Here is an 18,714-nt window from a genome sequence, read left to right as displayed (position 1 = left end):
TTTGTAGAGACGTTGCCCATTAATCTGTCCGCCAGCACCAACAAGTTACAAACCCTGCTATACCTCGTAGTGCCCGTGCTCATCGTCGTGGTATTTGCGATCTGGTTTATAAAGCGCAATGAGCGCGTCATGAACTTTATCCGCAAGACATGGTACGGATTCAGGGAAGGGCTGCTTTCGGTATTCCGGTTGGAGAACAAAGTGCAGTTTATCATCTATTCCCTGGCCATCTGGATGCTGTACTTCCTCATGAGCTATACCGTGCTGAAAGCATTCCCCTCTACCAGCGAGCTGGGCTTCGGCGCTGTGCTGAGTTTGTTTGCCATCGGCTCTATCGCCATGGCTGTACCGCTTCCCGGGGGCACCGGCTCGTATCACTTGCTCGTACCACAGGGGCTGGTGTTTTTATACCACGTCAATAGTGCCGACGCCACAGCCTTCACATTCATCTTCCACGGCTGGCAAACCGCTATTATGATCCTGGCGGGCGCAATCTCCCTGCTGCTAACGTCTTACCAGGTAAAACGCGAAGCCCTTATTCGCGAGGAGCAGTAGCCGACAGGTCTGTCTGTATTTCAATGGGATTGGTCAGCGTCTTGTGTACCGGACAAGCATTGGCAATCTGAAGCATCCGCTTGCGCTGGGCTTCATCCAGGTTGCCGGTAATAACGACGTCGCGGTAAAAAATAGTCTTGTTGTCGACCTGCTCGCTCCGCACCTTCACTTGTATCTGCTGCACAGCAAAGCTTTTGCGATTGGCATACATACGCAACGTAATGGCCGTGCACGATGCAAGCGACATACGCAGAAAATCATGGGGAGTAGGGCCACGGTCCGTGCCGCCATTTTCGACAGGTTCGTCGGCGTGCAAGGTATGCACCGTCGATTCCAGGGCGGTATAATACGAATCGGTACCGATCGTAGCCACCGCAGTTTTTTCAGGGATCATTAGAAAGTTCTGTTCATGACAAATTCCTGCTGCAGAAAACGCTCGCGGGGGGCTAGCTCGCGCAGCTTGAGCTTTTCGGGAAGAGAGGTCGGGTCGCCGGGATACCCCACGGCCAGAAATACGCCGACTTCAAAAGAGTCAGGCACCTGCAGGTTAGTGACGGCCTTCGCCATATCAAAGCCCGCCATTTGACGTACCTGCAGGCCCAGCTCCACCGCCTGTAACGACAGGAAGGAATTGGCACCACCCAGGTCGTACATGGCGTGCGCATTGGCGCTGCTATAGCGCGTAAAATGTTTGCGGGCCAGGCTGGCAATGAGCAACGGAGCATCCTTGGTCCATATTTTATTCCCCTCGTCGAGACATTCAAACAGTTTGTTCCAAAGTGTTTCCTGGTCGCGCGTGGCGTAGATATATACCCAAGGCTGCTCGTTGGCGCTGGACGGTGCCCAGCGCGTGGCCTCGAAGAGCGAGAAGATCTTCTCGCCTTCAATCGGGGCCGCTGAAAACGCCCGTATGCTTTTCCTGTTTTGTATCAGTGCCGTAACCGGATATTCTATCGTGGATGACTTCTGCATAGCTTCAAGGATCACCATTACGGGAGGTAATTTACACTTTTTAATTCATCGGTACTTCCATCAACAGGATTTCGGCATCTTCGTCCGCCACGATCGACAAGTTCTCCGTATTCCAGATGCCGAACCCATCGCGGCGCTCCAGGCGCTGTCCTTGTATCGTTACGCTTCCTTCGAGCACAAAGGCATACACCCCTGTACCCTTTTTGTGAAAGGCATATTCTGTCTGGAAACCTTTTTTCAGGTTGCCGAGCGAGAACCATGCATCCTGGTTAATGCGTATGCTCTCCGGCGAATCTGTCGGCGCAACCACCACTTGCAATTTATTTACGCGATCTTCGGGCAGATAGGTCTTTTGCTCATAGCGTGGCTGAATGTTCTTTTCTTTCGGGAACACCCAGATCTGGAGGAATTTCACCGGCTTGTCCGAATTCTTGTTGTATTCAGAGTGATAGATACCCGTGCCGGCGCTCATGATCTGTACATCGTTTTGACGGATCACCGCCGTGTTGCCCATGCTGTCTTTGTGCTCCAGGTCACCGTGCAACGGGATGGAAATGATCTCCATATTATCATGCGGGTGCGTACCAAAGCCTTTGCCCGGAGCCACCGCATCATCGTTCAGGACACGCAACGCCCCAAAATGCATGCGCGTAGGGTCGTAATAGTGCGCAAAGCTAAAAGTGTGGTGACTGTCCAACCAGCCGTGATTGGCATTGCCGCGGGTGTTTGATTTGTGCAGTACGGTATTCATAAAGGTAGTTTGTTGATTTGATCGTCCTTCCGATCGATGTTCAATCATCTAACACAACCCATTCAAACGAAGTTCACACAACTGTTGTAATAACAACAATTGTTATAAAAATTTTTAACCCCGCAGCTTGTCCAAAATACGGTTCAACTCGCGGGTTTCTTTTTTTGTGAGATTTTCAAAGACTGACAGGAACGATGCGCCACGGTCATTCAGATCCATCTTTTTCAACATCGCCAGGCCCTTGTCCGTCACGCGAATGTCTACCTGGCGGCGGTTGTCCTCGCGAATCTCCCGGCTGACAAGCCCCTTCTGGCGCAACTTTTCCACCAGGCGCGTGCAGTTGCTGTTCTTGTCGATCATCCGGGCAGAAATATCGGCCAGCATGAGGCTCTGCGGATGTGCTCCCCGCAGAATGCGCAGTACATTGAATTGCTCCGGCGTGATATCGAATTTCTTCAGATACGCCGCATGGACATTGTACAGCCAGCTGCCGGTGTAAAGGATGTTGATGCTGGCCTTATGGAATTCATTTTGAAACTTCTCCTGCTTGATATCTTGCTCGAGTGACATATCTGTTCGTTCGGTTACAGCACAATTCAAAGTAAGAACAATAGTTGTCGGCACAATGTTCCGGGTGTACGTGCCGAAATTTTGTACCTTGCCTATTATGGTAAAGTTTAATGCCAAGGTGCTGAAGTTCGAAAAGAATGGGGAAAAGAGCGGCTGGACCTATATCGAAATACCCGCCAGCCAGGCCAACAAGCTAAAGGCCGGCACGAAAGTATCTTTTAGGGTAAAAGGAACACTGGATTCTTACGCCTTCGAGAAACTGGCGCTCCTTCCCATGGGAGAAGGTAATTTCATCCTGCCACTAAACGCAACCATTCGTAAAGGCATCGGTAAAAGGTTAGGCGATACCGTGAAAGTGGTGATGGAGCTCGACGCCCGGGCCCTGCAGCTGTCGGCTGACCTGCTGAAATGCCTCAAAGACGATCCGGACGCCATGAAGTATTTTAAATCGCTTGCTCCGTCGCACCAGGCCTACTTCAGTAAGTGGATCGAAAGCGCCAAAACAAGCGCTACGAAAACCAAACGTATTGTCATGACCATGACGGCGTGCGCAAAAAAACAAAGCTATTCTGAAATGATACGCTCTTCGCGCGAACTTGGGCGCTAGTCGGATTATTTCGCCGGCTTCCCTTTCGCGGCAGCCTTGCCCTTGGCAGTCTGCTTCGCGGCTTTTTTTGCTGCCTTCTTGGGAGCTTCCGCTTTTGCTACTTTCTTCGCGGTCCCGACCTTCTTCTTGCCCGCTTCGCTCATGGCAAAGCTGCGCGTCATGGTTTTGATGTGCTCCACCCGCCGCAGGCGCAGGGCGCTCCAGTCTTCATCAATGGCCACCATCCGCACGGGCTCGAACCCCAGGGCGCCAAAAGCATTCCAACCCGTGTCGCGATTAAAATCACAGGTATATCTCTTCGATGTACCCTTGGGGTAAGCAAACCATAATACGGCATCACTGTCCAATAGCTGTGGCACCTTTGTCGCCATGTCGTCGATCTGCCGTTGCGTCTTCACAAATGCCAGTACAAAACTTACATGCCCGGCTCCGGCCAGCGAGCTTTTAACCGTGGCAAACGCTTCCATGCTTTTCATATTGGGCACAAAACTATCGGGAGCGTCCAGAACGTAGAGGGTAGCCTGATCCTTGTAGTTTAGCTTTTTGAAGATGGGGTCTAACACCGGCATAGAAGAAGGTATAAAGTAGGTACACCCTCAAGATACAAAAAAACAATAAACAGCAAGCGCGTTATTTGTACCCCGGCAGATCGAGCTTTTTGGAGATGCGGAATACCGCGTTGATCAACCCCACGTGACTATACGTCTGCGGATAGTTACCCCACTGGGAGCCATCCAGCCCCACGTCTTCACTAAAGATGCCCAGTGGGTTGGCAAATTGTAAGATCGTGTCCATGGTTTTAATGGCATCGTCCACGCGCCCCACACACGCCAGCGCATCCACATACCAGAAAGCACACACCAGGAACGTAGCCTCCGGCTTGCCAAAGTCATCCTGGTGCACATAGCGGTAAAACAAACCCTGGTCCGTGCGCAGCAACTTCTCGAGGGCCTGCAAATGGAGACGGGCCTTCTCGGAATGCGGATCCAGGTAGTTCATGGTGATCATCTTTAGCGTGCTGGCGTCGAGATGCTCAGCATTCATCGCCTGCGTATAAACACCGCGTGCAGGATCGTAACACAGTTCCAAACATTTCTCTGCCCGTGCGGCCAATGCCGAAGCCCGTTTCACCAGGTCGCTATCAACCATCACCTTGCCGATCTTCGCCGCCGCTTTGCAGCCGGCCCAATGGAATAACAGCGTATAAGTATGTACCTGCGTCACATTCCTGAATTCCCACAGCCCAGCGTCGGGCTCATCAAATGTCTTCTCGATCCACAGTAACAGACGATCGACCAAAGGTTTGTAACCGCGCTTTTTTGCAAAGGTAAGCCGCTTGTCAATAAACAGGGGCAACAACCCGACCAGTACCTGACCGTATACATCGTTCTGTATCTGCAGGTAGGCCTTATTTCCGATCCGTACGGGCTGGTTGTTGAGGTACCCTTCCAGGTCGAGATGCAATTCTTCCAGTTCCTTGTTACCGGTAATGGAGTATAACGGCTGAATGCGATCGGCATCGCGCATCAGGATATTTTGAATGTACTCGAAGTATCGCTCCAGCTCATCAAAGTGGCCCAGCTCGTTGAATGCCTTTAATGTATAATACGAATCCCGGAACCAGCAATACCGGTAGTCCCACGTGCGGGAACTCCCGTGGTGCTCGGGCAAACTCGTCGTGCCGGATGCAATGATGCCGCCTGTGTCTTCATACTGATGAAGCTTCAGCACCAACGCTGACCGGATGACCTCTGTCTGGTAAATGTCGGGTACATAGGTGCTTTTAATCCAGCCTTGCCAGTAGCGTACAGTTTTATTGATAAAGTCTTCGGCGGTAGCCTTGAGCGGTGCTTCGAGTGGTTCGCCGTACGTCAAGGCGAGATAGCGATTCTGGTCCAGTACAAACGACTGCTCCTCGAGGATATACGAGAGCGAGAAGTCCGTCGTGAGCCGCATCTGGCTGTCATAGTTCATGTAACGCAGGTGATTGCTGCCCGCTACCATCTCCGGCTGCAGGGCACCATACATGCCCACGGGCTTACACACCACTTTGATGACCGGGTTGCCCTCCAGCAGCTCAACTTTCCGCACCAGCATCAACGGCTTGAAGTTTCGCTCGTACTGCTGAAAGCGGGGCGCGCAGTCGATCACCTTAAAGCGCCCCTGGGCGCTTTGAAACTCCGTGCACAGCACGTTGGTGTTGTTGATATAATACTGCTTACTGGTATACTCACCTACCGGTTGAATATAAAAGTTACCGCCCTTTTTTGAATCGAGCAACGAGCCAAAAACAAACGACGAATCAAAGCGAGGCCAGCACAGCCATTTTACGTTGGCATGGGTGTCGATGTAACCCAGGTATGAACAGTTTCCAATAATACCCAGGTTGTAGCGGTGAATTCCTTCCATTAATTAGTCAGCAAGTTTGTTCAGCAGTTGAATAACGCCCTGCTGGGACGGTATATTGTAGTGCGCCAACGTATGGCCAGCTCCTACTTTGATCGTAACTGCTTTCTCTGTCAGCGCCCGGAACATATCTTCATCCGTCTTGTCATCACCAATTGCCAGCACAAAATCATAGGCATGCTCATCCAGCAGGCGTCGTGCTGCATTTCCCTTGTCAACGCCGGCCACACGCACCTCGATCACCTTGTTGCCGTCGATGATCTGTAACTGTCCATTACGCACCAGGTGGAAAAGATTATCGAGCAGCTCCCGCGAGCGTACAAAACCCAGCTCGGCATCCACATTGCGATAATGCCACGCAAGCGTATGATTCTTTTCTTCAATAAAGGCGCCGGGGCTTCGCTGGGCAAAAAGCTCCAGCGTGGGGCGTATCAGTGGCTTCCAGGTTTGGTCAATAGCCTCGCCGTGCGTCCATGCGCCGTTCTTGAGGCGTATAGAGGCGCCGTGCTCGGCCACCAGGTTCAGGGACAGGTTGCTGAACCATTCCTCCAGTGTGGAGCTATCGCGCCCGCTGATGATGGTAATGTCGGTTTGGGTATTGGCAGAGAGTTCGCCCAATAACTTCAATAGGTTCTCGTCCGGCCGCGCCTGCCAGGGGTGGCGGGCGAAGGGTACGAGCGTACCGTCATAGTCCAAAAGCAAGTGACGGGTCCCTGCATGGTGAAAGTCGTCGGCAATGTGCTTCACCACATTGGCGGTGACCGCTTTTGTCTCTTGTTCGCTTTGTTGCGAACGTACTTCTTCCAGCTGTTTCAGGAAATCGTTCACCCAATGAATGACTGTATAATCTTTTAATCGTTTTTGCAGCAGCTTCATGTTGTGGCGCTGCTCCTGCACGGGCATTGTCAAGGCAGTGGAGATGGCGTTTGCCATGTCGGCCGTATCCACAGGGTTTACAAGGATGGCTTCACCCATTTCGTTCGCTGCACCCGCCAGCTCACTTAAGATCAACACGCCATCCTCCTGCGCGCGACTCGCCGCATACTCCTTTGCCACCAGGTTCATGCCATCGCGCAGTGGTGTGATCAACGCGGCATCCGCCGCTTCATACAGCGCACACAGCTCATCAAAGGCCAGGTTGCTATACCGATAGATAATGGGCTGCCACGACAATGTCGAATGTTTGCCGTTGATGCTGCCCACCTGCTCTTCAATCAGCTTTAAACGTTCGTTGTATTTCGATATGATCTGTCGCGAAGGCACCACCACCAATACAAAGACCACACGCTCTTTCCAGTCCGGATAGGCCTCCAGGAATTTTTCAAACCCCAGCAGCCGGTGTGTAACACCTTTGGTATAATCCAGCCGGTCAACCGAAAATATGATCTTTTTATCCTGGAAGTTCTTACGAATGGTTTCGCGTTGCTCGATCACGGCTGGCACGTTGGCCGCGTCATGGAACTTTGCATAGTCAATTCCCAACGGGAACAGGTCGGCCTTGATAATGCGATTATCGACTATGATAGAGCGGAACTGATGGTCGTAGCCCGCTACCATGCGCACCGTCTTTAAAAAATGCTGTACATATTCATGTGTGTGAAAACCCAGCAAGTCCGCGCCCAACATGCCGCGAATGATCTTCTCTTTCCAGGTGCGGTGCAGCATTCTGAATATTTCATACGAAGGGAAAGGTATATGCAGAAAAAATCCAATCGAGATGTCTGGCAGCTTTTGCCGGATCATGCCCGGTAACAACAGCAACTGGTAGTCGTGGATCCACAACGTATCACCGGGTTTCAAAAAACTGAGCAGCATATCCGCGAATGCATGGTTTACCGCTTCGTAGGCTTGAAAGGTTTCTTCATCATATTCAACGTATGAAGGAAAGTAATGGAACAGCGGCCAGAGGGTCGCATTGCAAAAGCCGTTATAAAACTTGCTGTAGGTCTTTTTCTCGATAAAGATCGGATCGATCTCAAAGGTTTGTTCCGCATTCTCTTGTGCCTTGAATTTTTTCCAGCGCTTCTCCGGAAAATCAGCGGCGCCTACCCAACGTTTCTCAATAGTACCGCCCTTGCGGGCTTCTTCTTCAAAAAAGCTTTTCAGGGCCGTCACCAGGCCGCCATCACTTTGTCTGAGGGTAACTTTACCCTCACTCTCCTGCACCTGGTACGGCAGGCGATTGGATACAACGATGAGTCTCTTCATAGGTTAAATAATTTTACCGCTTCGAACACAGGTGTCGATACAGCCGAAAAATGCTGGCGAAGCAGGCGGTTAATACTCGCAGGAAAGTTTTGAACCATGCTCATGATGGACTGATCCTGCATTTTTTTACCGGCACAAGTGGCCGGATTAGACGTAGGTAGTTTTTAAAAGATCGTACCTACTCAGGGTCAAATACGTGTATTTGACTCGACAAAGCGGTTTTACAAGGCGCCGCAACGTCATGAAGCGATGTATTTTGTAGAGAAAAATACCCGCAGTAAAGCGATAAAGTAAAGAACAATTGACGGGATAGACAAGAAGAAAGTGACCTAATTCAATGTATAGCCACTGCGTTATGAGTGTTGCGGTTGGCGCAATTTGTGAATAACGGTCTTTAAAGCACGCGAGGCGTTACGCACCGATGTCTGCCAATCTGCGGCGGCCTCGCCATCTGCACCGTCAGATATATATTTGAGGCACAAGAAGGGGATCTGCTCTTTCATTGCTACCCACGCCAGGGCATATGCCTCCATGTCAATAACATCATAGGCTGTAGCAATGTGATTTACTTCGAAACTGTCGCCGCTACCACAAACACCTTCCGGCAGATCAGGTACTGTCAATCCATAACGCAACACTGCGGGCTGGTCGGCAAACGGAGTGATATACTTTTCAAATCCCAGCGCCGTCACATCCATGTCGCGTTGAATAAACTGTGTGCAACACACCACCGTACCCCGCGCATGCAGCTGGCTGCCGGCCGACCCCAGGTTGACAATGATACTCGGCCGCCGTACGGTGATCTGACGCATGAGACTGAAAGCGGCATTCAACTTGCCAACGCCGACAAACAAGGGCTCGAACTCGGTAAATTCGTGAGTAGCCTCTTCCTGAAGAGCGAAGGCAAACAAAGGGGTATGTGTTAACAGGTCGTACATAACGGGGACCAAGCTAGGGCTTTTCCAATTGTTTATCAATACATCCGCAAGGGGTTATGACAATGTCTTCACAGGGTTATATAAACACGGACAACGATTGATATCAAATATATTGGTATCAGTTCCCTTTTTCGAGGCGGCGACTTTTGATATCTTTCCTATAAAACAACCCCCTATAATTTATGGTTACACCCTACTATCGTTTTATACACTTATGTCTCTTCCTACTGGTCTGTGCCTGCAGCAATGACGACGAGAACATCAAAGACACACCTGCTGATCCTGTAGGCCCGATACCGGGTGACGAATTTGCGGCCGCGCCCGTACCGACCTACCAGGAAGTATTGACCGCTTATGAAAGCGTTACTGCCGACGATCCCTCTTTATTGGAGGATGAGGCAAAACTGGCGAGAGCCATGTTTGACTGGGTCGATGATCATGCCAACGGACGATTAGCACAAGGGCAGGAAACCGGCTCATACTTTAATTTGACCACCAGGCTGACGCTGGAAGAATGGAAAGTGGTCATGACAAATCCTATTGACGCCTATAACGTCATTTCCACCGTAGCACCCTCTTTGGAGGCAGCGGAAACGGAATATCCATGCGATTCTGACGTCAGCTTCCGCGATGGAAAGGCGGATGCCGTCCGTCATGCATACTGGAATATTCTGATGGCGTTCAGTGCGGACGAAGCGTTTGCGGAAGCTTTTTCTACCGCGCATGAATCGGCAGCCACGGAACCGAACGCCTCTAAGATGGACCTTCACAACAACAAGTTTGGACTGGCGCTGAAAGCCCGGTATCCCGACGCCACACCGGAACAGCTCCTGATATTGTTGACGCAGCAGAAATTCTTCTTCCTCGAAGATCCCAATGCTGCCATACCGGAAGAAGCAAACGACGCACTCGTATATTTCCGGGGCAAGAGGCTATACGATGGTGAAATGTCGGGCATCATCACTAATCCGGATTCCGGCGGCCCTTGGGACATCACGATAAGTTTTAATCAATGCGGCGATCATGTACGCGGTCAGTACACGATCGTACGGGGTGAGGCCATACAAAAGAGGCGTTTTAGTGGTGCAGTCGACGAGAACAATACATTAACCCTGGATGTATCGGCTCCTTATGTATTCGAAAATCCGAATGGGATGCCGTACTGCGCGAATATGACAATGAGGCTAACAGGCACGACCGCTACTTTGGAGGGCAACTGGACATCATCCAATTGCTACTTAGGAGGCGTGTTGGATCTTTCGAAGTAGTTGATCGCTGAAAAATAAAAAAGCCACTCGACTGAGTGGCTTTTTCTGTGGGAGCTGAGGGGTTCGAACCCCCGACCCTCTGCTTGTAAGGCAGATGCTCTGAACCAGCTGAGCTAAGCTCCCATATTTTGGGACTGCAAAGGTAGTCGAGGAATCGGATTCTCCAAAGGGCGGGCCGACAATCAGTTAAAAAAGTTAGTATTTTTTTCACGCCCTCACATTCCACGGTAACAAGGTTCTAATTATCATTCACTTAGGGACCACCTCACCGGTTCGAAAAGACAAAAAAAATCCCGAAGGGAGGTCCTTCGGGATAATAATGGGATGCTATAGAGGTCAGATGCCTATGGATTCGGCGCAGTTTCTTTGCGCAGGGAGTTGATCCAGGCAGCGATCTTGAGGGCTTCGGCCTTGGGTACCTGGGGCATGGGTGCCATGGGTGTTTCGTGCTCGGGCCAGTTCTTCGGTTCGGGGTTGTAGATCAGTTGTACGATGCGCTCGTTGCTGTATTTGCGCTTGGCCACATCTGCAAAGGCCGGGCCTACCTGGCGCTTGTTGACTGCATGGCACGCCGTACAGGTGTTCTTTACCAGCAGCGGCTCGATCTCAGCATAGGTCGGAGCCTTTTTGGACGATGCAGCGCCGGCTGTCGCAGCCGTTGTTTTGGCCGGAGTCGTCTTGGCAGGTGCTGCCGCGGCAGACTTCTTCGTGCTGTATTGGCCCGGAGCCAGGCGTGTACCGTCGGGAATGTTGTTCAACGTATAGAACGCTGTCGCGTGCAGCACGGGCAGTCCGTCTTGCGAGCGGATGCCCGGCAGGTTGAGCTCGTGCAGGTAGTACTGACGCAGGTTGTCGATCACCAGCCGTACCGTCATGGCGTCGTCAGACACCTTTACGCCTTTGATGACCAGCTTCTCGTCATTGATCGTCGGGCTGCCGTACACCGAGTGATACTTATAAATAAAGCTGCGACCTTCGTATGACGACAGGTCTTCAGCCTTCGCTTTGTCCACCGGCTTGGTGAACTCGATCTCAAAACCGTCGGGCATAGCGCGTACCGTTTTCATTTCCATGGGCACGGCCCCCGTCCACAGCAGGCGTTGGAAGCCCGACGTAGTCGTACCGGCAGAACCCCAGCCGCGGTTGGTCTCCCCTACATAGAGCGAGCCGTCGTGGCCCCAATTCATACGCAGTACGCCGGACTGAAAGCCCGAGCGGAAGTCGAAGGCTACACCTTGAAACTCACCCTTTACTTTCTCCATCACGACACGCATGATCTTGCTTTGGCCCTGGTCGCCTACGAAGATCTGACCGGCAAAAGGACCGAAGCCTCCGGCCGTTTCGTCGCGCAGGATCTCGGAGTTGGAGATACCGAGCACACCGTGCGGCAGCCATACGGCCGGCAGACGGACCTCGGGAAATTGTTTTTTGACCTCGAAGAGCAGGTTGGGATTCTTTTCATCCGCAATGTTTTCAGGCTTGACGGCCTGGCCGTTCTGACGAATGCGGCGCTCGTCCAGTTTGGCAAAGAACTGGTCGGCGGTGAGTTTTACCGGTGAGTTGGCCTGGCCTGTCCAGCGGAGGCCGGCCGGGTGGCCTGTGAAGCTTCCTTTCGTTACGTGAAAGATGGCGCCGGATCCCTGCCAGTCGCCCTGGTTGTCATCGTAGAAAAGCTCGCCGTCGATCATGCCCAACCCACAGGGTGAGCGCATGCCGGTTGCCCAGGGCTCCATCGTACCGTCGGCCTTAATGTGCATGGTCCATCCGCGCCATGGCTGGCGGCTTTCGCCGCGCCACCACTCTTCATCACCAAAGGCTACGTTGCCTGTCACGAAGAAGCTGCCGTCGGGTGCGATCTTCGGGCCGAAGGAGTATTCGTGGTAGTGGCCGGAGAGGGGCCACGCATAGACGGTTTCGTAGACGTCGGCTTTGCCGTCGCCGTCGGTATCGACCAGCTTGGTAAGCTCGCCGCGTTGCGCAGCATAGAGGGCGTTATCCTTATACGCAAGGCCCAGCGGCTCGTGCAGACCGGTAGCAAAGAGTGTATAGCTGGGCACACGGCCGTTGGCCATGACAGCATTTTCAATCACCCATACATCGCCGCGGCGTGTACACAGGGCTACGCGTCCGTCGGGCAAGGTGGCAACACCACCTACTTCCAGCAGTACTCCTTCGGGAGTGGGAATGGTGATGATCTTATAATAATCGTCTTCCGTAGGGGCTTTCATTTGCGCCTCGGTCGGCAGGAAGGTACACGCTGCCAGGCCCAGAAGGAATAATTTCTTTATCAGCTTGTTCATGATGATCGTGCGATTTACCAAATGACAGAATATTTTACCGTGTTACCTGTTACGGCGACTACCAGCTCTTTCTTACCGCCTACCTCGCGGATGGTGGCCTGGCCTGCAGGTTTTACATAGTACTGCTTGTCGTCGATGGCATAGCTGCCGTCGGGCAACGACAGAATGCTGCTGCCTTCGGCCAGCTTGTAGTATAAGCCCGGTTGTGTGCCCCGGTCTTTGATCGTCACTTCGTGTGTGAGAATGCGCTCGTTGTCTTCGGGGTATACTTTGTCGCTTACTTCCAGGCCTTTGTACAGGTACTTAAACACCGGGCGGCCAGCCGCGTCCAGGGTATAACCCTTTGAGCGATACTCGTTGGCTGTCTCGGGGAAGGCGTCGTTGGCGCCGGGCAGGAAGGCCAGCGGCTGACCGATGAACAGATATTGCACAGCACCCAACGGACGGAACGAACCGTCGCCGCGGTCATGCCACATCGGCGTGGCGTCTACGAAGTCGCCGCGCCATACAGCCGCCAGGTTGCCGGCGCCGAGATCGTATACATAGTTGATGCCGCCGGGTTCGCCCACGCCAATGGTATGCGTGAGGCGCTTGCTGCGACGGCCGCCGAAGTTGATGAAGGCACGCAGCAGCTTAGGTCGTGAGCCTACGCCGATCAGGATCGGAGCCGTAGGCTCGTCGTCAGGCGGGAAGGAGTTATAGGCATTCAGGGTGACGGGATACGTACCGTCGGTTTGTACCGTCAGGCCCAGGCGCGGGGGCATCCACGATGCGTCCTTGAAGTTGGCAATCACAAACGAATAGGAGCCGGCTTTCAGGTCGATCGTACCTTCGTCCCAGCCACCCGCGTCGGGGCGTTGCACGTCCACCAGCGTTTCGTCGTTTACGGTGAATACAACGCCACCGGTATAGCCCAGGCGGAAGGTGTATTTGCCGTCAGCCGGTACCGTAACCTTACCGGTGTAGACAATGCCGTAGCCGTTCTCATCGTCCAGCACATCGCAGGTCAGCGACGGCGAGGTGCCGGCCTTTACGGGCTTGGCCGTTGCAAATTCGGACACCGCTTTGAAGTTGCCTTTGTACGCTTTGAACGCGACATCGCTGACAGAGGCCGTACCTTCTTTCATCAGCTTGTAGCGGATATTGCGGAACGCCACGGCCCCGTGGTCGCCCTGGATCATGATGGGACCCTTCGCAGTCTCGTTGTTTTCAACGGGACCGCCGGTGGGCAGCGGCACTTCTACGTTGTCGTGTATTTTAACGCCGTTCAGCTCAACGGAAACAAAACGAGCGTTAGCAATTTTCTTACCATTGGTATCGAACTTCGGTGCGCGGAAGGAGATCTTCAGCGTCTGCCACAGGCCGGGAGCCTTGGAAGGGTTGCTGAGTGGCGCCTTGCCGAGGTATATTTTGCCGGGCTCGTTCTCCCAGTTGCGGTAGATGCCGCCGATGTCGGAGTACTTGGCGCTCTTGGCACCCCAGCTGTCGAACAGCTGTACCTCGTAGCGGCCCTGCAGGTAGAGGCCCGAGTTGGAGCCCTTGGGCAGCATGACTTCCAGTGACAGCTCGATGTCGCCGTGCTCGAAGTTGGTGAGGAGGTTATCTTTTTTGGTGTTGTCGTTCAGGTTCAACAAGATGCCTTTGCCGGCCGTAAAGCGCACTGCTTGTGGGGCTGCGGCGGCTTGTTCTTTCTTGCCTTTTTTCTTTTTGCCCGTTTCGGCGGCCGGGGCGGCCTCTTCGTGGTGGACGTCAACGGTGCGGTCGATGACCACATCACCAACGATCTGCCAGTTACCCGCCTGGGTTTTGAATGCCGACATGTCGTCGAGCTTCAGCGTTTCCAGACCGTCGCGCTGCTGGGCGAAGGCCACTGAGCACGACAGCATCGTGAAAGCCGCGAGAATGTTTCTGCGTAGGTACATTAAGGTTAGAATTTTTTTTGAATGAAAGGTCCGAATATGCGAGGATAAGTTTGTATTCACAAAGAATGTTTGATCAAGGGTTTGCCCGCGTTGGCTACCCCGTATGACACCAGACAAATAAATGCAGGGAAACCCTAACCCCAGCGTCTCTAAAAGCGAAAAAAGGATCAATTTGAGCGGCATGCAGAATAAAGGATATTCTTTTTCAATCTGACCGGGTAGCGTTACTTTTGAAAGCACGATTAGAAACCATGAGTCTCCTTGAAAAAATAAAATCGCTGTCGCAAGCTTACAGCGCTCAGACCGTCGCCTTCCGCCGTCACATACACGCCAACCCCGAGCTTTCGTATCAGGAGGTAAACACGGTAAAGTATGTGGAGGAACAACTACGTTCGTTTGGCATCACCAGTATTACACCCATGGCCGGCACCGGCCTGGTGGCCGAGGTAGCGGGCAAGAACCCAACACGCAAGACCATCGCCCTGCGCGCCGACATGGATGCGCTCCCCATCCTGGAAGCAAACGACGTGCCCTATAAATCTACCAACGCAGGGGTCATGCATGCCTGTGGGCACGATGTTCACACTTCTTCGCTGCTCGGCACCGCCCGCATCCTGAATGAAGTAAAAGATCAGTTCGAAGGCACCGTACGCTTTTTGTTCCAGCCGGGTGAAGAAAAAAATCCCGGGGGTGCCTCTTACATGATCCGCGACGGTGCGCTGGAAAACCCACGACCGTCGGGTATCATCGGCCAGCACGTATTTCCCCTGTTGCCGGCCGGTAAGATCGGTTTCCGCGAGGGCATGTATATGGCGAGCGCCGATGAGATCTACCTGCGGGTGATCGGCAAGGGCGGCCACGGCGCCGCGCCGGAGTTGGCCGTTGACCCGATCGTGATCGCCTCGCATATCATTGTCGCCCTGCAGCAGATCATCAGCCGCAACGCCAGCCCCAAGCAACCTACCGTACTCACCTTTGGCGACATTGTCGGCAAGGGGGCAACGAATATTATTCCCGATGAAGTACGGATCGCCGGTACTTTCCGGGCCATGAATGAAACCTGGCGTGCCTCGGGCTTGCAGAAGATCCAGAAGATGGCCGAGAGCCTGGCCGAAGGCATGGGCGGACGCTGTGAGGTAGAGATCTCGCACGGCTATCCATACCTGGAAAACAACCCGGAACTTACCCGCCGGTTGCGGGCCGCCGCCGAAGCCTATGTGGGCAAGGAAAATGTGCACGATATCGACATCACCCTGGGAGCGGAAGACTTTGCATACTATTCACAGGTGATACCGGCGTCATTCTACCGGCTGGGTACACGTAACGAAGCCAAGGGGCTGACGTCGTATGTACACACACCGACCTTTAACATCGATGAAGACGCCCTGGCCATCGGTCCCGGCCTGATGGCCTGGATGGCCGTGAACGAACTGGCCGACCTGCCTGCCGGTAAGCAGGGCTAGGGGCGGGTATTCGGTTTATGTTAAAACTATATTAATTATTCGGCCGGAACAGTATAGATACCTGTGCCGCGATGTATTTTTACACCTATTGTAAACAACTCTTTGGAAACTGCGTTACCGACTGATCCTGGAAAAAAGATTCGTGACAACGTCTGGATCGTACTGTCCATTATCGGCGCCCTGGTACTTTTCCTCTTTGCCCTCGACCTGATGGTATCATCGTTGCAGCACCTCAGCCGCAACATTACCGAAACGATCCTGTTGGCGACAGCCAACCCGTTTACCGCTCTCTTCATCGGGCTGCTGGTAACGGCCATGCTGCAGAGCAGCTCGACCACCACATCGCTGGTGGTAGCCCTGGTCGCTTCGGGTGCTATTACCCTGCAGAATGCCATTCCCATCATTATGGGCGCCAACATCGGTACAACCATTACCAGTACGATCGTGGCGTTGGGCTTTATCAGCCGCCGCAAGGAATTCAAGCGTGCGGTAGCCGCCGGTACGTATCACGATTTTTTTAACATCCTGACAACCGTGGTGCTTTTTCCGCTGGAGTATTATTACGGCTTTTTGTCGGGCATCTCGCATTGGCTCGGGCAGCGGTTCTTTACACCGACAGGCCACCCTGTGGAGGAGGCCATCAAACCGGCGGGAAGTATTTTCGGACCTGTGGTGCGGCCGTTGCTGGAGCTGATCCCGAGCTCGTTTGTGCTCGCATTGCTGGCCGTCATCATGTTGTTTTGCTCCCTGCTGATCTTTCGCAAACTGATCTCTGACCTGCTCAAGGCAAAGTCGCCGGAGGTATTCAGCCGCTTTTTCTTTAAGAACCAGCTCAAGTCGTTTGGCTGGGGGTTGTTGACCACCGCAGCCATTCGTTCCAGTACGATCACTACATCCGTGGTAGTGCCCATCGTCGCCAAGAAGATCGCGACGTTGCGGCAGGCGGCGCCCTTCATTATGGGGGCCAACGTAGGCACAACGATCACGGCGTTTATCGCCGCAGCGCTCAATGCCAATACCTCCAGCTCGATCAGCATCGCCATTGCGCACTTCCTTTTTAACTTTACCGGTGTATTGTTGTTCTTTCCGATCCCGGTGTTGCGTCGGTTGCCGATGGAGCTTGCCAGCGGCCTGGGTAAGCTTACGCTGAAATATCGCCTGGTAGGCTTCGTATACCTGTTACTTACCTTCTTCTTTATACCTTTCTCGCTGATCTATTTTAACCGCGATGCTACCGAAAGTCTGCACCTGACGTATGCGGCTACTGCCGCCGGCGAGCCAAGAGTATATTATCGTGTAGTGACGCAAATGAACAAACGCACGCAGAGCGGCGAGTGGGTGCGGTACGAAGGCAATGCCGAAACGTTCACCGATCAGGAGCCATCGCTGATCCACCCGGTGTATGTCAAAAATTCTACCCTGTTTGTCGGCGACCAGATGTTCTTGTTCAACCGCCCCGGGTTCTGCTGGGATGGCGAGGACGACAAAGGCCGGTACCGGGTGTGCATCGACCAGGTATTACCGCGCATGACAGTGGCAGAGACCTCGTTCGACTCGGTTTATGTGTACAAACAGCACTATGTGGAAGACCGCGAAGCGCACCCGGACCACCGTTATTTTTATAGTGCGGCATATAAAATTCTACTGCAACACGAGGAATTAGTCACACCCGATAGCGCCGTCGTGCGCGAAAAGCTGCTGAAGTTTGAACCCCAATAGCGGTCCGTAATTCCAATCTTCTCTCTATATTGCGGTAAACTGGATATCGTGTGCTGAAGGAATCGATTTTGAAGATGTTGAAACTGGAGAACCTCGTTAGTAACCTCACCGGCTTTGTCGAGACACGTATCGAGCTGATGAAGCTGGAGGTGAAGGAGGATTTGGCAAAAGCCATTGCCAGGATCGCCCTGTTTATTATCATCGGTTTTATTGTCACGCTTTTTATTCTGCTGATCAGCATGGCGATAGCCTATAAGATCGGGGAGTCTACCGGAGTCTTTGGCGGCTTTGCCATCGTGGCCGGATTTTATCTTATACTGGCCGTGGTACTGGTCATCTGCCGGGACGCCATTCGTGATACCCTGGAAAAACGATTGTCAGAAAATTTGAAGCAAAAGAAAAAGTAGCGTATGGAACTGCTGGAATCGAATGACATGAAGAGCGAGCTGCTCAAGAAATCAGCCAAACATCGTGCACAGTTGGAGGAGGAAGTAAAACTGATCTCCGAGCGCACAAGCAAGGCCGTGATCAATGCCCTCGTCGTAGGGGGCGCGCTGGCTGTATCCTACTGGCTGGTGCGGCAGCTGGCCGGCGGCGGCAAGGGTAAGAGCAAACGTCGCAAGGTAGTGCACGCCAAGCCGGTACGCGTGATCCAATCCGATGGACACGAGGCCGAAGAGGTAAGCTACGAGCCCGCGGTGCCTAACATCGTAACGCAGATCGGCACGGCCCTGGCCAGCCAGGCTACGGTCTTCCTGCTGGGTCTTGCGAAGGAAAAGCTCACCGAGTATTTACAATCTTCTGCTGAAGACAAGAAGGAGACAAAAGCATGAGTGTTCTCACGTCCCTGCGCGAGCGCCGGCAGCGTGGGAAGAAATCCATCGCGGTACTGGTCGATCCGGACAAGGTAGAAGACCCGGCGCGGCTTACACAACTGATCAACCTGGCCAGCGAAAACTGCGTCGACTACTTTTTTGTCGGTGGCAGCCTGGTTACGACCAGCAACCTGGGGCAGATCGTGCGGCAGATCAAAGA

Annotated in this window: 17 protein-coding genes, 1 tRNA gene and 1 pseudogene; 8 read left to right on the top strand and 11 right to left on the bottom strand. The window is 53.1% G+C overall.

Annotated features, from left to right (window positions below):
• A partial coding sequence (locus KK078_RS29245; RefSeq protein WP_254094372.1) for a lysylphosphatidylglycerol synthase domain-containing protein occupies positions 1 to 555 on the top strand: 555 nt, incomplete at its 5' end.
• On the opposite strand, the gene KK078_RS29240 is transcribed toward KK078_RS29245, so the two are convergent.
• The 4 genes from KK078_RS29240 to KK078_RS29225 form a co-directional block, all read right to left on the bottom strand.
• Positions 536 to 949 carry an OsmC family protein gene (locus KK078_RS29240; RefSeq protein WP_254094370.1) on the bottom strand — a complete coding sequence of 138 codons (414 nt, stop codon included), beginning with the start codon at positions 947 to 949 and terminating at the stop codon, positions 536 to 538. The two genes, KK078_RS29245 and KK078_RS29240, sit on opposite strands and share 20 nt — an antisense overlap.
• Positions 949 to 1,527 (bottom strand): nitroreductase family protein, encoded by a 579-nt coding sequence (locus KK078_RS29235; RefSeq protein WP_254094368.1) that lies wholly within the window; start codon positions 1,525 to 1,527, stop codon positions 949 to 951. Before KK078_RS29235 ends, KK078_RS29240 begins: the two co-directional genes overlap by 1 nt.
• A gap of 40 nt (positions 1,528 to 1,567) precedes the next feature.
• Positions 1,568 to 2,278 (bottom strand): pirin family protein, encoded by a 711-nt coding sequence (locus tag KK078_RS29230; RefSeq protein ID WP_254094366.1) that lies wholly within the window; start codon positions 2,276 to 2,278, stop codon positions 1,568 to 1,570.
• Positions 2,279 to 2,392: 114 nt separating this feature from the next.
• The gene (locus KK078_RS29225; protein WP_254094364.1) at positions 2,393 to 2,848 is read right to left on the bottom strand and encodes a MarR family winged helix-turn-helix transcriptional regulator; all 456 of its coding nucleotides are present in this window, start codon (positions 2,846 to 2,848) and stop codon (positions 2,393 to 2,395) included.
• A gap of 97 nt (positions 2,849 to 2,945) precedes the next feature.
• Between KK078_RS29225 and KK078_RS29220 the strand changes: the two genes are divergently transcribed.
• Positions 2,946 to 3,455 (top strand): YdeI/OmpD-associated family protein, encoded by a 510-nt coding sequence (locus KK078_RS29220; protein ID WP_254094362.1) that lies wholly within the window; start codon positions 2,946 to 2,948, stop codon positions 3,453 to 3,455.
• A gap of 5 nt (positions 3,456 to 3,460) precedes the next feature.
• Here KK078_RS29220 and KK078_RS29215 read toward each other — a convergent pair whose 3' ends face one another.
• The 4 genes from KK078_RS29215 to KK078_RS29200 form a co-directional block, all read right to left on the bottom strand.
• The gene (locus KK078_RS29215; protein WP_254094360.1) at positions 3,461 to 4,024 is read right to left on the bottom strand and encodes a hypothetical protein; all 564 of its coding nucleotides are present in this window, start codon (positions 4,022 to 4,024) and stop codon (positions 3,461 to 3,463) included.
• A 61-nt stretch (positions 4,025 to 4,085) separates the two neighbouring features.
• Complete coding sequence (locus KK078_RS29210) at positions 4,086 to 5,864, bottom strand: glycoside hydrolase family 15 protein (protein ID WP_254094359.1); 1,779 nt, start codon at positions 5,862 to 5,864, stop codon at positions 4,086 to 4,088.
• 3 nt (positions 5,865 to 5,867) lie between these two features.
• The gene (locus KK078_RS29205) at positions 5,868 to 8,069 is read right to left on the bottom strand and encodes a bifunctional alpha,alpha-trehalose-phosphate synthase (UDP-forming)/trehalose-phosphatase (RefSeq protein ID WP_254094357.1); all 2,202 of its coding nucleotides are present in this window, start codon (positions 8,067 to 8,069) and stop codon (positions 5,868 to 5,870) included.
• Between the two features lie 353 nt (positions 8,070 to 8,422).
• Positions 8,423 to 8,980 (bottom strand): 5'-methylthioadenosine/S-adenosylhomocysteine nucleosidase family protein, encoded by a 558-nt coding sequence (locus tag KK078_RS29200; RefSeq protein WP_254094355.1) that lies wholly within the window; start codon positions 8,978 to 8,980, stop codon positions 8,423 to 8,425.
• A gap of 209 nt (positions 8,981 to 9,189) precedes the next feature.
• Here KK078_RS29200 and KK078_RS29195 point away from each other — a divergent pair, with 209 nt between their 5' ends.
• Positions 9,190 to 10,275 carry a DUF6973 domain-containing protein gene (locus KK078_RS29195; protein ID WP_254094353.1) on the top strand — a complete coding sequence of 362 codons (1,086 nt, stop codon included), beginning with the start codon at positions 9,190 to 9,192 and terminating at the stop codon, positions 10,273 to 10,275.
• A gap of 48 nt (positions 10,276 to 10,323) precedes the next feature.
• Here KK078_RS29195 and KK078_RS29190 read toward each other — a convergent pair.
• From KK078_RS29190 to KK078_RS29180, 3 genes are all read right to left on the bottom strand, one after another.
• A tRNA-Val gene (locus tag KK078_RS29190) sits at positions 10,324 to 10,398 on the bottom strand.
• 221 nt (positions 10,399 to 10,619) lie between these two features.
• Complete coding sequence (locus KK078_RS29185; protein ID WP_254094351.1) at positions 10,620 to 12,575, bottom strand: c-type cytochrome; 1,956 nt, start codon at positions 12,573 to 12,575, stop codon at positions 10,620 to 10,622.
• Positions 12,576 to 12,589: 14 nt separating this feature from the next.
• On the bottom strand, positions 12,590 to 14,497 hold the full coding sequence (locus tag KK078_RS29180) for a family 16 glycoside hydrolase (RefSeq protein ID WP_254094349.1): 1,908 nt from the start codon (positions 14,495 to 14,497) through the stop codon (positions 12,590 to 12,592).
• Between the two features lie 251 nt (positions 14,498 to 14,748).
• Here KK078_RS29180 and KK078_RS29175 point away from each other — a divergent pair, with 251 nt between their 5' ends.
• From KK078_RS29175 to KK078_RS29155, 5 genes and pseudogenes are all read left to right on the top strand, one after another.
• The gene (locus KK078_RS29175; RefSeq protein WP_254094347.1) at positions 14,749 to 15,960 is read left to right on the top strand and encodes a M20 metallopeptidase family protein; all 1,212 of its coding nucleotides are present in this window, start codon (positions 14,749 to 14,751) and stop codon (positions 15,958 to 15,960) included.
• 102 nt (positions 15,961 to 16,062) lie between these two features.
• A complete protein-coding gene (locus KK078_RS29170; protein ID WP_254094345.1) occupies positions 16,063 to 17,679 on the top strand; it encodes a Na/Pi symporter in 1,617 nt (538 codons plus the stop codon).
• Positions 17,680 to 17,729: 50 nt separating this feature from the next.
• The gene (locus tag KK078_RS29165; protein ID WP_254094343.1) at positions 17,730 to 18,086 is read left to right on the top strand and encodes a phage holin family protein; all 357 of its coding nucleotides are present in this window, start codon (positions 17,730 to 17,732) and stop codon (positions 18,084 to 18,086) included.
• 3 nt (positions 18,087 to 18,089) lie between these two features.
• A complete protein-coding gene (locus tag KK078_RS29160; RefSeq protein ID WP_254094341.1) occupies positions 18,090 to 18,512 on the top strand; it encodes a hypothetical protein in 423 nt (140 codons plus the stop codon).
• Positions 18,509 to 18,714: pseudogene (locus KK078_RS29155) on the top strand (geranylgeranylglyceryl/heptaprenylglyceryl phosphate synthase); the annotation flags it as partial. The gene KK078_RS29160 and the pseudogene KK078_RS29155, both read left to right, overlap by 4 nt.

The sequence above is a fragment of the Dawidia soli genome (assembly GCF_018598185.1).
Classification (GTDB): Bacteria; Bacteroidota; Bacteroidia; order Cytophagales; family Cyclobacteriaceae; genus Ohtaekwangia; species Ohtaekwangia soli.
Note: the sequence above shows the minus strand (reverse complement) of the source record. Positions and strands in the feature narration are given on the sequence as shown.